Here is a 13095-nt window from a genome sequence, read left to right as displayed (position 1 = left end):
GAACCGCTGGGAATCTGCTGGCGGAGCCGGGGACGGCCGGGCGTTCGGTGGCGCCGGGCGGTCCGGACGTGCGGAACGGGCCGTGGCCCTCCCCGGGGAAGGGGGGAGGGCCACGGCCCGTTCGGGCGGAGCGGCGTCAGGCGCGCGCACCCGCCGGGGCGGGCCGCTCGCCGCCGACCCCGCCCAGCACGAAGGCCTCGTCCACCTGGGTCGCGAGGTCGACGCCGACCTTGGCGTTGGCCCAACTCTCCGCGTTGCGCACGTGGAAGAGCACGGCCTGCTCGGTGTAGCGGCGTACGTCCCGCTGCCCGTACGCGGACTCGGCCTCGGCCCGCAGCTCCTCCAGGACGGCCCGGTTGGTCGGCTCCAGCGACTTCAGCGGCGGCTCGGCGCCCTGCTCCAGACGGCGCACCCAGTCCGAGTGCCCGAAGGTGGTGAGCAGGTCGTCGCCGACCTCCCGGCGCAGGAACGCCAGGTCGTCCGGGCCCTGCACCTTGTTGCCGATCACCCGCAGCCGGACGCCGAAGTCGCGGGCGTAGTCCTTGTACTGGCGGTAGACGGAGACGCCCTTGCGGGTCGGTTCGGCCACCAGGAAGGTCAGGTCGAAGCGGGTGAACAGGCCGGAGGCGAAGGAGTCCGAGCCCGCCGTCATGTCGGTGACCAGGTACTCGTCGGGGCCGTCCAGCAGGTGGTTGAGCAGCAGTTCCACCGCGCCGACCTTGGAGTGGTAGCAGGCCACCCCGAGGTCCTCCTCGGTGAAGGCGCCGGTCGCCAGCAGTCGGACCGATCCCTCGTCCAGGGCGATCGGGCGGGCGCAGGCGGCGTAGACCGGGTTCTCCTCGACGATCCGCAGCAGGCGCGAACCCCGGCCGGGCGGCGTGGTCTTGATCATCTCGTCGGCCGAGCGGATCAGCGGGTTGCTGCCGCGCAGGTACTCCTTGATCTCCGGCAGGTGCGCGCCGAGCGAGGGCAGCTCCGCGGCCTGGGCATCCGTCAGACCCAGGGCCGGGCCCAGGTGCTGGTTGATGTCGGCGTCGACGGCGATGACCGGCCGGCCCGCGGCGGCCAGATGGCGGATGAACAGTGCGGACAGCGTGGTCTTCCCGCTGCCGCCCTTGCCGACGAAGGCGATCTTCATCTGGGACTCCGGCTCTCGCTCTGGGCCCGCGCTCGGGGGGCCACCTGCTCAGGGGCCGCACATGCCGAGGCGCCCTAAGTGGAAATAGTTATCGTCTCCGATAGTGGCCATGCTAGCCGGGGTTTGGGCCTCCTCGGCGGAGGGAAGTGAGGATTGCCTCTAATGGGTGATCCGGGGTTGCTGTTCCGGGAGGGGGCGGCTGTTCATTACTCTCGGGTAGGTGAGCACTGGAACAGATCCCCTCGCCCCGCTGGCCCAGCTCCCCGGGGTGCCCGACGCCGTGGCCGAGGTCCGCAAGGCCGTCGACCGGCTCTACGGCCACCGGGTGATGCGCCGCCGCGCGGCCGAGGTCACCTCCGAGTCCGCGCTGCGCGGCGCCCGCGCGTCGGCGGCGCTGGCCGGGGCCGACTGGCCGCTGGAGGAGGTCCGGCGCCGCAGCGACTTCAGCGCGGACCCCGAGGCTCGGACGGTCGGCGCGGCCCTGCGGATCGCCGCCGAGGCCGGCCAGCTGCTCAGCATCTGGCGGCACTCGCCGCTCCAGGTGCTGGCCCGGCTGCACCTGCTCGCCGTCGGCGACGGCGAGCCGTCCGCCGGGCGGCCCCGCCGCGCGGGCGAAGGCGTCGAGGACCTGTTCCCGCTGGGGCTCGAGCCGGTGGAGAGCGTCGAGGTCGTCCAGGTGGACGAACCGCTGCCCGCGCTGCCGCCCGCCCCGGGTGCCGAGGAGGTCGCGGCCCGGCTCGACCAGCTCTCCCGACTGCTGGTGGCGCGCGCCGAGGGCCAGGGCGTGGGGACGCCGGCCCTGGTGGTCGCCTCCGTGGTGCACGGCGAACTGCTCGCGCTGCGGCCGTTCGGCGCGTACAACGGCGTGATCGCGCGGGCCGCCCAGCGGATCGTGCTGCTCGCCGAGGGGCTCGACCCGAAGTCGATCTGCCCGGCCGAGGTCGGGCTGGCGGAACTCGGCACCGACGCCTACCGGCGGGCCCTGGCCGGCTATCTGGCGGGCGCGCCCGAGGGGATGGCGGCCTGGATCGCGCACTGCGGGCGGGCGCTGCGACTCGGGGTGCGGGAGAGTACGGCGGTCTGCGAGGCGATGCAGCGCGGGATGGTCTGAGCGGGCGGGGGCCGCGGGGGCGGCGCGGGCGGGGACCGCGGGCGCTTCTGGCGCTTCCGGCACGAAGATGCGGCGGCACCCGATCCTGCCTGGTGCCGCCGCTGGTGCAGATACCGGGTGACCATGCATGCACCGGAAGTGCTGATCAGACGGGGATCCTGCCCGTTCGTCTGGTCCAGCGGCCCGACAGCGGGTCGGCTGCATGTGGGTGCTCGGATACCTGAACACGCGGTCCGTGGGGCCTTAACTGCGTTGTCGGTTTGACCTCTTCGGGTCCTGACCGGGTCTCGCGGGCCGTGCTTCATTTGTATCGCGTTTCGGGCGAAAGGGGAACCCGAAAAGAGAACTCTGTGCTGATTGTCTGATTTGCCCTGCGCTGCGGGGCCTGCGGTTGCCCGCGTTGCGGGGCCCGAGGCGGGCGGTTCAGGCCTCCGGGCGGCGCCGGTGGGCCAGGTACCAGATGACCCCGGCGGTCACGGCCGCCGTCCCGATCGCCACGGCCGTCAGCACCGAGCCGCTCGGCGCGGAGAACTCCGGGAGCCGCCGCCGCAGTTCCACCGGCCGGTCGAAGACCAGCACCGGCCACTCCCGGGCCTGCGCCTCCTTCCGCAGCGCGCGGTCGGGGTTGACCGCCGACGGGTGGCCGACGGCCTCCAGTAGTGGCAGGTCGGTGGAGGAGTCGCTGTAGGCGTAGGACGCGGCCAGGTCGTAGCCCTCGGACTCGGCCAACTCCCGGATGGCGGCAGCCTTGTTCTCGGCGTAGGCGTAGTACTCGATCTCGCCGGTGTAGCAGCCGTCCTCGACCTTGAGCCGGGTGGCGATCACGTGGTCCGCGCCGAGCAGCGCGCCGATCGGCTCGACCACCTCGGAGCCCGAACTGCTGACGATCACCACGTCCCGACCGGCCGCGTGGTGCTGCTCGATCAGTGAGGCGGCCTCGTCGTAGATGATCGGGTCGATCAGGTTGTGCAGCGTCTCCGCGACGATCTCGCGGACCTGCTGGACGTTCCAGCCCCGGGTGAGCGAGGAGAGGTACTCGCGCATCTTCTCCATCTGGTCGTGGTCCGCGCCGCCGACCAGGAAGACGAACTGGGCGTACGCGCTGCGCAGTACGGCCCGACGGTTGATCAGACCGCCCTGGTAGAACGGGCGGCTGAAGGCCAGCGCGCTCGACTTGGCGATGATGGTCTTGTCCAGGTCGAAGAAGGCCGCCGTGCGCGGCCCGCCCGGCCCGGGGCGAACGGGTGAGCGGGTCTGCGCGGGCCCGGTGGCCTCGCCCGGGGACTCGTCGGCGTGGTCGTCGGCGTTCTCGGTGGTGTCCACGGGAACCGAGGATAGAGGGAGCCGCAAAACAGGCCGCCATTCGGTGTACTCGTGGGCGTGCGGGTTTGTGTTTCTGGCCGCTCGGGTACACCATGGAAGTCACGGATCGTTCGCGACCGTGCTAACCCGGTCCGGCTCCTCCCCCCCGAGTCGGGCCGTGGATAGACGACCCCCGCTCTCCCCCCCGGCGGGGGTCGTCGCACGTCCGGGGCCATTTTTGGGCCCTGAAGGCCCCTCGCGGCGAGCGCCGCGGCCGCCCTGCCGACGGTGTACGGGGGGTGTCGACACCCTGGTCCACTGACCACCTTTCGTCACTCTGCGTCGCTGTTTGCTCATGGCTGCCCGTGGCTCTTCGGCTGGTTCCGATCGGTGGGCAGAGCTGCTGCGGCGGGGTGCCCGAGGGGGCGGCCGGGAGGGTCCGTCCGGTGGCCGGCGAGGGTGCGACGGGCTTCCGGTTCACATCCGTGATCCCCGATCGTCAATTCTTTGACGATAAATCCCTCGCCCGGGTGAACGTTTTCCTCCACAGCCCACGAGTTATCCACAGGTATTCGCATCGTGGATGACGGAATCCCGATCTCCCCCCACCGTGATGGTCGGCGGCGGTCGCCGGGCGGATCTCACCTCCCTCTCTCCCACGAGGTCTGCCGGGCGGCCGTTCGCCGGAACCGTCCGACGTGCGCCCCGGACCGCCCCTGGCGGCCGGGGGCGCAGAGGGGAGCCCACCATGTCGACGCCGATCGCCGACCACGCCACCACCGAAGGGCCCGGGGCCAGCGGCCCGCTCGTCGTCACCGAGGACGAGGGCCTGGCCGAGCACCTGCTGCGGCTCTGCGCGGCCGCCGGCACCGAACCGAGGCTGATCCGGGGCGCACCACCGCCGCGCGAGCTCTGGGAGGGCGCCTCACTGGTGCTCATCGGGGACGACCAGGCCGCCCGGTGCGCCGGGCTCGGCCGGCGCGGCGGGGTGCTGCTGCTCGGGCTGGACCTCGACGACGCCGGGGTGTGGGTCAGAGCCGTCCAACTCGGCGCCGAACACGTGCTGTTCCTCCCCGACGCCGAGGCCTGGCTGCTCGACCGGATCGCCGACGCGGCCGAGGGCGCCGGCTCCCCGGCGCTCACCGTCGCCGTGCTCGGCGGCCGGGGCGGGGCCGGAGCCTCGACCCTGGCCTGCGCCCTCGCGGTCACGGCCGCGCGGGCGGGGCGGCGGACGATGCTCATCGACGGAGATCCGCTGGGCGGCGGCCTCGACATCCTGCTCGGCGGCGAGGCGGCCCGCGGGCTGCGCTGGCCCGATCTGGCCGGCTCGCGCGGGCGGGTCAGCGGGGTCGAACTGGCCAGGGCGCTACCGGTGCTCAAACGGCTCTCCGCGCTCTCCTGCCTGTCCTGGGATCGCGGCGACACCCTGACCGTGCCGCCGGAGGCCATGCGCAGCGTGCTGGCCGCCTCCCGGCGGCGCGGTGGGCTGGTCGTCGTCGACGTGCCGCGCCATCTCGACGCGGCCGCCGGGCAAGCTCTGGAGCAGTCCGACCTGGCGCTGCTGGTGGTGCCGGCCGAACTGCGCGCGGTGGCCGCCGCCGACCGGGTCGCGGCGGCCACCCGGATGCGGCTCGGGGACGTCCGGGCGGTGGTGCGGTCGCCGCGCACCTTCGGACTCCCGGCCCACCGGATCGCCCGCGGGCTGCGACTGGAGCTCGCGGGGGAGTTGGAGCCGGAACCCGGCCTGGCGGAGGACGTCGAGAAGGGCGTCCCGCCCGGAATCCGGGACGGCGGCCCGCTCGCGCGCTTCTGCGAGACCTTCCTGGACGAGGTGCTGCCGCCGGTGCCGGCGGTCGGAGGAGGTGTGTACTGATGGTCCGTCTGCGTAGAACAGGCCCCACCGTGCGGGCGGGGGGCGGTCCGAAGAGCCGGGGCGAGGGTGCGCGGGAGCACCGGTCGCTCAGGAGCGTGCCGCCGCCCGGCGGGTCACCCGAAGCGCCGCGCCACCCCTGCCCGTACGGGCGCACCGCCCGGGAGGAGCGGACGGCGGAGCTGGTGGACGCGGTCCGGCTGCGGCTGGCCGAGTCGGGTGCCGCCCCGACGGCGGGGTCGGTCGCGGCGGTGCTGCGGGCCACCCGGCCGCCGCTCGGCGGGGACGAAGTCCTGGACACCGTGCGCTCGCTGCGTGCCGAACTGGTGGGTGCGGGCCCGCTGGAGCGGCTGCTGGCGGCGCCCGACGTCACGGACGTCCTGGTGAACGGTCCGGACGAGGTGTGGGTCGACCGTGGCGGCGGCCTGCACCGGGCCGCCGGAATCCGGTTCGCCGACGCCGAGGCGGTACGGCGGCTGGCCCACCGGCTGGCCACCGCGGCCGGGCGGCGGCTGGACGACGCGCGGCCCTGGGTGGACGCCCGGCTGCCGGACGGCACCCGCCTGCACGCCGTGCTGCCGCCGATCGCGGCCGGCTGCACGCACATCTCGCTGCGGGTCTGCCGGCCCCAGCCGTTCACGCTCGACGAACTGGTGGCGGGCGGGGCGCTGCCGCCGGAGGGCGCCGGCCTGCTGGCCGGCATCCTGCGGGCCAGGCTGTCGCTGCTGGTGTCCGGCGGGACGGGCACGGGCAAGACCACGCTGCTTGCGGCCCTGCTCGGCCTGGTCGGGCCGGAGGAGCGGATCGTCATCGCGGAGGACTCCGCCGAACTGCGGCCGGCCCATCCGCACGTGGTCCGGTTGCAGAGCAGACCGCCCAACCAGGAGGGGCTGGGTGAGCTCACGCTGCGGGACCTCGTCCGGCAGGCGCTACGGATGCGTCCGGACCGGCTGGTGATCGGAGAGGTCCGCGGGGCCGAGGTGTCGGACCTGCTGGCCGCGCTGAACACCGGGCACGAAGGCGGATGTCTGGTCTAAGCGTACATGGGTGGCAGACCCCACAGCGGAGACACCGAAGGTCGTAACGTCCCTGCCCACAGGGGCCGTTGATACGACAGCGAGCGGCCCGTCCTACGCGCGCATGCCCCTGGCCACGATGACGGCGACGGTTGCCACCCACAACAGCCACCCGAGGCAGTAGACGGCCCTACGCACGGTCCACTGCGTCCGGCCGCGCCGTCCACTCAAGCCCGCCACCAACGGGACCGCCGGTTGGCCTCTGCGAGGGCGCTCCGGATGCGGGTTATGGTCGGCGACTCGGGTACGGGCTCAAGGGGTGGGGTAGGCCGGTCGTCCTCGTCCACCTGGACGTCCAGTTCCTCCACCGGTTCAGGTTCAGGCTCCATCCCGGATTGCCTCCTCATCGGCAGCGAGGTGCTGTGCGAGGCTGCGCTGAAGGTGGCACGCGATCGTCGGGAACCACTCTTCGGGGTAGCGCCGGATCGCATCGTGGAGCTTGGAGCAGCCATCGCACTCCGACCCGTCCGGGGAGGGTTCAACCTCCGGCGGGGGAAGGGCGGAAAGGATGCGACGGATGAGTTCGCGGGGGCTAGACCCGACCACGCTGCGCCCCTTCCTCCCAGTCCAGCGGGGCGAACTGGAACGGGTTCGGCGGGCGGCTCTGCTCCTCAGCTTGGGCCTGTTCGTAGTCGCGGCGGCATGCGGCGATCAGGGCGGGGCTGGCGCGCTTACTCGGGGGCCGACCGGACTTAGGCTGCCGTCTGGTCAGGTCTGCCGCTGTTGCGTCAAGGTCTGCCACTGCCGTCCCTCGCTGTCGTCCTTGCAGCGACCATCGGACGGCAACGGCCCACAAACAATTGGGAGTTTGGGGGCCGCCAGTGTAGAAGTCACATACCCGCAGGCAGACGCAACGTGTCAGCCAGTTCCCGAATCTCTGGCGTCAACTGGCGGCGCCTGCGAACCACTCTTCCGAGAATGTCCCGCGCGAACCGCTGGTTCGGCAACCACTGAGGGGAGTTGTTACGGATCTCGGTCAGCACCTCAACGGCGCGGCTGTAATTGCGCATCTCTACCTGCGCGTTCGCCACGTCCAACAGGTGCCGGTTCCAGTTGTTCGACGTAGGACGCAGTCCCCCAGGGGGAACCAGCGCGGCCAGCCTCAGCACCTCGTCCGGGCGCTGAACCACCGAAGCGTTCTCGGCACGCTTCATGGCGACCGTGGTGGGGCCGAACGTCCGCAGGAAGTCCCCGCCCGGGGCATGCTCACGGCCAAGAGCCACGGCAGCAGCGTGGGCCAGGCGCAGCGCATCGGCGGCGTCTCCCGGCCGTCCGTCACGAACACTCGCTGCTGAGACGCGAAGCAACGCCCAACCCCACGCGGACAGTTCGTCTGGGGTTGCACGGGACATGCGGGGCTCAAGGTCGTCAGACCACTTCACGGCCAGTTCACGGGCTGCGGCTAGCCTGCCCTGGCGCAGGAGTAGCCAACACATGGTGTTGACCGTGGCAGCCCCCTCCAGCTTGTCGGCTGAGTCATCCAATGCGCGCGTAAGGGCCACCTCAGCGGCCTCAAACTGGCGCGTCTGGACCATGAGCCATCCGGCAAGCTGCAAGAGCCTCACACGGACCCTCCGGCCTTCCGCGCCCAGTAGTTCCGCCTCGTGCAGCAACGGAGGCAGCACGGTGGCGAGTTCGGCGAACCGGTCGCCGGAGAACAGAGGGGTTACTTCACGCAAGAGGGTCTGGACGCCTGCCACGGACGGCGGAGACTCCTCCGGGCCCACTACCGGCGGCGGGCCCAGGATGGCGCCACGCACGGCCGTCCAGCGGTCCACGGTGGCGGCATCTGGGTTCCCGGCCTCGGTGTACTCGCCCTGTAGATGGCTTGTGGTCGTGCGAAGGGGCACGGCCAGCTTGTGAAGCGTCTCCAGCCGGGGCGTTCCACCCCTGCCCTGCTCCAGGTTCTCAACGGTCCGGAAGCTCACTCCGGCAGCTTTGGCTAGCTCGCGCTGTGTCAGCCCCGCCCGCTTGCGAAGCTCCCTGACCCGATCCCCGACAGTGCCCATGGCGGCATGCTACGCCGCGTGAACGGCCGCTACCCCTCGCGTGTGCGCGCGTATTGGGCCGCGAGGCCCGGACCTGGTGACCCGTACGCGAACGGGGCTGTTATCCCTAGCCGGTCGCCGGAGATTTCGACTTCGGGTCCTACCCCACACCCCCAAGCGCAAGAGAGACCGCCTACCTCAGCGGGCAGACGGTCTCTCGGTACTTGCGTTCGGATCACTCGCTGTCGGCAAGCGCGCGGTACAGCGTGGCGCGTGAGACGCCCAAAGCCTTCGCGATGGCTGAGACGCTTTCTCCCTTGGCCTTGCGCGCCATGGCAGCAGCGACCTTGTCAGCGTCCATCACAGCGGGTCGGCCGCCAGTCCGCCCCTGAGCCTTGGCGGCTTCCAGTCCGGCGCGGGTGCGGTCCTTGATCAACGAGCGCTCGAACTCGGCCATGGCGCCGACGACTTGGAGCATCAGGCGGCCGTCAGGGGTGTTCGGGTCGATGCTGGCCAGCGCGCCCGTGAGGACCTTGAAGCCGATACCCCGGGCCGACAGCGCGTCCACCATGGTCACCAGGTCAATCAGCGACCGGGCGAAGCGGTCCAGCTTCCACACGCACAGGGTGTCACCGGGGCGGAGGTAGTCCAGGACGGCGGCAAGCTCCGGGCGGTCGGTGTTCTTCCCACTGGCCGTGTCGGTGAAGATCCGGGCGCAGCCAGCGTCGGTCAGCGCGTCGTGCTGGAGCTGCGCCTCCTGGTCGTCGGTGGAAACTCGGGCGTAGCCGATCAGGTGGCCGGTGGTCTTGTTCGTCGTCATGTCCCGATCGTCTCATAACTCGTCTCAAAACATCAAGCTCCGGAGGATGGTTGTGAGACGGGTTTTGAACACCGAATCAACCCTGGATCGGCACTGTCGGCGGGTGTCTCAATAACCATCGTTTGTGAGACGGCGGACGGTGATCACTCGCGGTGACAGTGGCGCAGCGAGGGGGGCGGGCGCAGGACTGCGCCTCTGGGGCCTTTTGTGGCGAAAGCCCTGGAAGGGCCCTGTGGGGGCCTATCTCGCGGTCGGTGGCACCATGTACCGATCCGAGCCCCAAAGGCCGCTAGAGACCCCCTCTAGCTCCTTGTGGAGCCCGCCTGTGCGTCGGCGGCATCTCAGCGGGCGGGGTGCGGCTGTGTGTCGAGTGCAGATTCCGAACCCTGTTTTGGCTTGCCCCTAGGAAACTCTATAGGGGATCTATTTTCGTGTTCAGAATCAACATTCAACACAAAGGCCAGGTCAGAGGGGGTGTGAGGCGGTGTCGATCCTCTCCGCTGTGTCGATTCGAAAAGCGCCGAAATGCGGAATGGCCGTAAACCGGTGTGGTCTACGGCCATTCTGGCGTGGTGCGTATCACATTACGTGCCTGCGCGGCGTCCGTTTCGTCATCCCCGAGGGGGCGTAGCGCTTAGGCCGCCATACCCCGAACGATTGCCTCCGCCGTGGCCGGGTCAACGTCCATCTCATCCATGGCGATAGCGATCAACTCCGCCGTGGCCGGGTCGTTGTTTCGCTCCCATGCCGGGCCGCCGAATGTCGTGGACACCCGCGAAGCATCGAACCGCTTTGGTGCACCCGGCGTTGCCGGGCGGATCATCACCCGCGCTCCCAAATCAGCGAGCAATGCCCGGCGGCCTTCATCGGTGCGGCGCTGCCACTCATCGGCCACGGTTCCCCCGGCGTCCACCCATCGGCCCTCAGCGTGACTAGCTTCCGTGCGCAATTCGGCCTGTCGCTTCTCCAGTGCTGTCAGCTGGGCGATTACCATTCGCGCCGCAGGTCCGTTCGGGTCGAGCTGTGCAAGGTTTCCGGCCAGCCGCTCGATTTGGGCTGTTACCTCGGAGAGTTGCAGTACCGCGCTGCCGTCCGGCTCTACCCAGCGCATGAGCCCGCGCCGACCGAACCGGGCGAGGAATTCGGTGGTCACGAGTTCGTCCAGATATCGCGCCGTAACCACATTGGGTCGGTGGATTCCCAACTTCCCGACCCCCGCGCGACACACATACGTGCTGTAATCCTGGCCTCTCACCTCTCGGCGCTGCCGGTACATCGGGCCGTTGCACTCGGAGCACAGCGCGATGTGAAGAAGTAGAGCCTTCCCCGTGCGCTCGGCGCCCCGCCCCTTCGACTTTCCGTCGATGATCGCGCGTACGGCCGCCCACGTTTCGCCGTCAAGGATCTCGGGTCCGGCCGAAACGGGCTTTCCGCTGGCGTCGAGTACGGGCTGATTCGTTACCGCGCTGCGCTTCTTTCCCGGCACTGCTTGGACAAGCCATCCGCGAATGGCCGGGGTGTAGAGCACATCGCGGAGCGTTGTCGCGTGCCACTTGCCGCCGCGCATCTTTCGCCCGTCGCGCTGCCGTGCGTGCTCTGCGGGAGGGAGGATTCCGCGTTCGTTGAGTTCGCGAGCAAGTCCTGTGAGCGATGCGCCGTGATTGATGAGTCTTTCGGCGCACTTTCGGATTACGTTGGCGGAGGTCTCGTCAATGGTCCAACGCTTGTCATTGATCGGGCCAGTGACTGCGTAGCCGTACGGGGCGAGTCCACCGAGGTGGTTGCCGCGCGCCCGAAAGTGGCCTTTCGACGCCTGGATGCGCGTCGTAATCATGTCGCGCTCGTACTCGGCAAAGGCGGCAAGGACGTTAATGATGAGGCTTGCGTTTTCTGGCGATACAAGACCGTCCGCCGTGACGACTGTCGCATTGGTGGACTTCGCGGCGTCCAGCAGTCGCTGAAACTCCAACACGCTACGGGCATACCGGTCGAGCTTTGCGGACAGCACGTAGTCAACGCGCGGAAGCCAGGCAAGAACTTCGCGCATTCCGGGGCGGTCTTCCAGCTTGCTTGCCCCGCTGACGTTGGTGTCCGTGGCAATGTGCACCACCTTCCACCCTCGCTGTGCGGCATACGCCTTGCAGATGGCAATGCGGTGGTCGGGCGCTTCCTCGGCGAACAGCCGGGACAGTCGGTCGTAGATGACTACGGTTTTAGGGCTCATGCCTACCCCTAGGGGCGTCTGTTGAGACCCGACCGAGGCGAATCACTATGCACGGTCAGGCCAGACACCCGGGCGGCTGCGGCACGGTGCACGCCAACACGGCGGCGGACGTGCCGGTCCGGCTGGAGGCGTTGGGCTCGCTCGCCGGGCTCGACCGGCCCGCGCTGCACAGCCAACTCCGGGCCGCGCTCGACCTGGTGGTGCACCTGGTCAGGGAGCCGGGCTCGGGGCGCCGCCGGGTGGCGGAGATCCACACGCTGGCCGCCGGCCGTGACGGGCTGGCCGTCACCACCCCGGCGGTGGAGTTCCCGGTGGTGGGCGGTCTGGTCCCCGGGGCGGGCTGGGAGCGACTGGTCGGGCTGCTGGCGGTGCGCGGGGTGTCGCTCGCGGCGGGGCCGACGTGACGGCGGCGGTGGCCGGGTTGGCGGGTGCGGGGGCGCGGGCGGTGGAACTTGCGTTCGTCCTGCTGCTGGGCGGGTGTGCGGCGGGCGCCCTGACGCTGCTCGGGGCGTGGAACAGGAAAGACCGACGACCGGGAGGTTCCTGACGTGATGGGTGATCAGAGCTCTTTCTGCTGGGCATTGGTGCTGTGCCTGGTGGCCCTCGCTGCGTGGCGTGCGGTGCAGCAGCAGCTGCCGGGTGGGCGGCGGTACAGGCTGGTGCTGGCCGGCAGCGGGCCCCCGCCCGTTCCGGTGCCGGGCCCGCCGGCGGTGACTGCGGGGCGCGCTCGGTCGCGACCGTCCGACTGGCGGGCGACCGAACTGTTGCTCCTGCCCGCGGGGTTGGCCGTCGGGCAAGCGACCTCCTCGCCGCTGCCGGTGCTCGCCGCCGGGCTGGCCGTACTGCCGCTGCGGCGGTGGCGGCTGCGGCGGCGCGTGACGGCGGAGGCCGGGCGGCGGGCGGCCTCCGTGGTGGAGCTCTGCGCAGGGCTGGCAGGGGAGTTGCGCAGCGGGGCGACGCCGGAGCAGGCGTTGCACCTGGTCACGGCCCGCCTCGCGGCCGACCCGGACGGGCTGCGCAGGCTCGGCGAGGAGCCGGTGGCGCGGCTCGCGGCGGGCCGGTACGGCGGGGACGTGCCCGCCGCGCTGCACCTGCTCGCCGAACTGCCGGGCGGGAGCGGCGCGTCGGCGATCGCGGCCTGCTGGCGGGTCGCGTCCGACAGCGGGTCGGGGCTGGCCGTCGCGCTGGACCGGGTGGCGGAGGCGTTGCGCGGCGAGCGGGCGCTGGCGGAGGAGATCGCTGGGGAGCTGGCGGGCCCGCGGACCACGATCGCCGTCCTGGCCGCTCTGCCGGCCGCCGGGTTGCTGCTGGGGGCGGCGCTCGGGGCCCGGCCGGTGGGCGTCCTGCTGCACACGCCGGCCGGGCTGGGGTGCCTCGCTGCGGGGGCGGCACTGGAGGGGCTGGGCGTGCTCTGGACAGCGCGCATCGTCCGGGCGGCGGCCCAGGGCGCCTTGGAGGCGCCCCGGCGGGCTGCCGGGGTGCGGGGCACTGGTGGCGGCGGGAGCTGCGGGCTCTCACGGGTACGGGCGCGGGTGCGGACACGGGCGGAGGTGGTGTCGGGGTGAA

8 protein-coding genes and 2 pseudogenes are annotated in these 13095 nt (G+C 71.1%); 5 read left to right on the top strand and 5 right to left on the bottom strand.

Going from position 1 to position 13095, the window contains the following annotated elements:
- Positions 1-136 precede the first annotated feature (136 nt).
- Positions 137-1138, bottom strand: coding sequence for an ATP-binding protein (locus tag AB0P03_RS04500; protein WP_363587429.1), 1002 nt, complete (start codon positions 1136-1138; stop codon positions 137-139).
- Between the two features lie 220 nt (positions 1139-1358).
- Here AB0P03_RS04500 and AB0P03_RS04495 point away from each other — a divergent pair, with 220 nt between their 5' ends.
- Positions 1359-2249, top strand: coding sequence for an oxidoreductase (locus AB0P03_RS04495; RefSeq protein ID WP_363587427.1), 891 nt, complete (start codon positions 1359-1361; stop codon positions 2247-2249).
- Between the two features lie 423 nt (positions 2250-2672).
- Here AB0P03_RS04495 and AB0P03_RS04490 read toward each other — a convergent pair whose 3' ends face one another.
- Positions 2673-3572, bottom strand: a complete 900-nt coding sequence (locus tag AB0P03_RS04490; RefSeq protein ID WP_363587425.1) for an HAD-IB family hydrolase — start codon at positions 3570-3572, stop codon at positions 2673-2675.
- A 727-nt stretch (positions 3573-4299) separates the two neighbouring features.
- Between AB0P03_RS04490 and ssd the strand changes: the two genes are divergently transcribed.
- Together ssd and AB0P03_RS04480 are read left to right on the top strand one after the other, a co-directional pair.
- Positions 4300-5424, top strand: a complete 1125-nt coding sequence (gene ssd / locus AB0P03_RS04485; protein ID WP_363587423.1) for a septum site-determining protein Ssd — start codon at positions 4300-4302, stop codon at positions 5422-5424.
- A gap of 179 nt (positions 5425-5603) precedes the next feature.
- A pseudogene (locus AB0P03_RS04480) lies at positions 5604-6449 on the top strand (TadA family conjugal transfer-associated ATPase); the annotation flags it as partial.
- An 878-nt stretch (positions 6450-7327) separates the two neighbouring features.
- Here AB0P03_RS04480 and AB0P03_RS04475 read toward each other — a convergent pair.
- The 3 genes from AB0P03_RS04475 to AB0P03_RS04465 form a co-directional block, all read right to left on the bottom strand.
- The gene (locus AB0P03_RS04475; RefSeq protein ID WP_363627810.1) at positions 7328-8506 is read right to left on the bottom strand and encodes a helix-turn-helix domain-containing protein; all 1179 of its coding nucleotides are present in this window, start codon (positions 8504-8506) and stop codon (positions 7328-7330) included.
- Positions 8507-8720: 214 nt separating this feature from the next.
- On the bottom strand, positions 8721-9305 hold the full coding sequence (locus AB0P03_RS04470; RefSeq protein ID WP_363627809.1) for a recombinase family protein: 585 nt from the start codon (positions 9303-9305) through the stop codon (positions 8721-8723).
- A 634-nt stretch (positions 9306-9939) separates the two neighbouring features.
- Positions 9940-11529, bottom strand: a complete 1590-nt coding sequence (locus AB0P03_RS04465; RefSeq protein WP_363627808.1) for a recombinase family protein — start codon at positions 11527-11529, stop codon at positions 9940-9942.
- A gap of 65 nt (positions 11530-11594) precedes the next feature.
- Between AB0P03_RS04465 and AB0P03_RS04460 the strand changes: the two are divergent.
- Together AB0P03_RS04460 and AB0P03_RS04455 are read left to right on the top strand one after the other, a co-directional pair.
- Positions 11595-11933: pseudogene (locus AB0P03_RS04460) on the top strand (ATPase, T2SS/T4P/T4SS family); the annotation flags it as partial.
- A 378-nt stretch (positions 11934-12311) separates the two neighbouring features.
- The gene (locus AB0P03_RS04455; RefSeq protein ID WP_363627807.1) at positions 12312-13094 is read left to right on the top strand and encodes a type II secretion system F family protein; all 783 of its coding nucleotides are present in this window, start codon (positions 12312-12314) and stop codon (positions 13092-13094) included.
- Position 13095: the final 1 nt, after the last annotated feature.

Source organism: Kitasatospora sp. NPDC088779, from assembly GCF_040685395.1.
In the GTDB taxonomy this organism is placed as follows: domain Bacteria; phylum Actinomycetota; class Actinomycetes; order Streptomycetales; family Streptomycetaceae; genus Kitasatospora.
The sequence above is the reverse complement of the archived record's forward strand: the minus strand, read 5'-3'. Positions and strand labels throughout refer to the sequence as shown.

Excerpts from the sequence above, each read along its gene's own strand:
- AB0P03_RS04500 (WP_363587429.1), bottom strand. The coding sequence starts at position 1,138 with ATGAAGATCGCCTTCGTCGGCAAGGGCGGCAGCGGGAAGACCACGCTG.
- ssd (WP_363587423.1), top strand. The coding sequence starts at position 4,300 with ATGTCGACGCCGATCGCCGACCACGCCACCACCGAAGGGCCCGGGGCC.
- AB0P03_RS04475 (WP_363627810.1), bottom strand. The coding sequence starts at position 8,506 with ATGGGCACTGTCGGGGATCGGGTCAGGGAGCTTCGCAAGCGGGCGGGG.
- AB0P03_RS04470 (WP_363627809.1), bottom strand. The coding sequence starts at position 9,305 with ATGACGACGAACAAGACCACCGGCCACCTGATCGGCTACGCCCGAGTT.
- AB0P03_RS04465 (WP_363627808.1), bottom strand. The coding sequence starts at position 11,529 with ATGAGCCCTAAAACCGTAGTCATCTACGACCGACTGTCCCGGCTGTTC.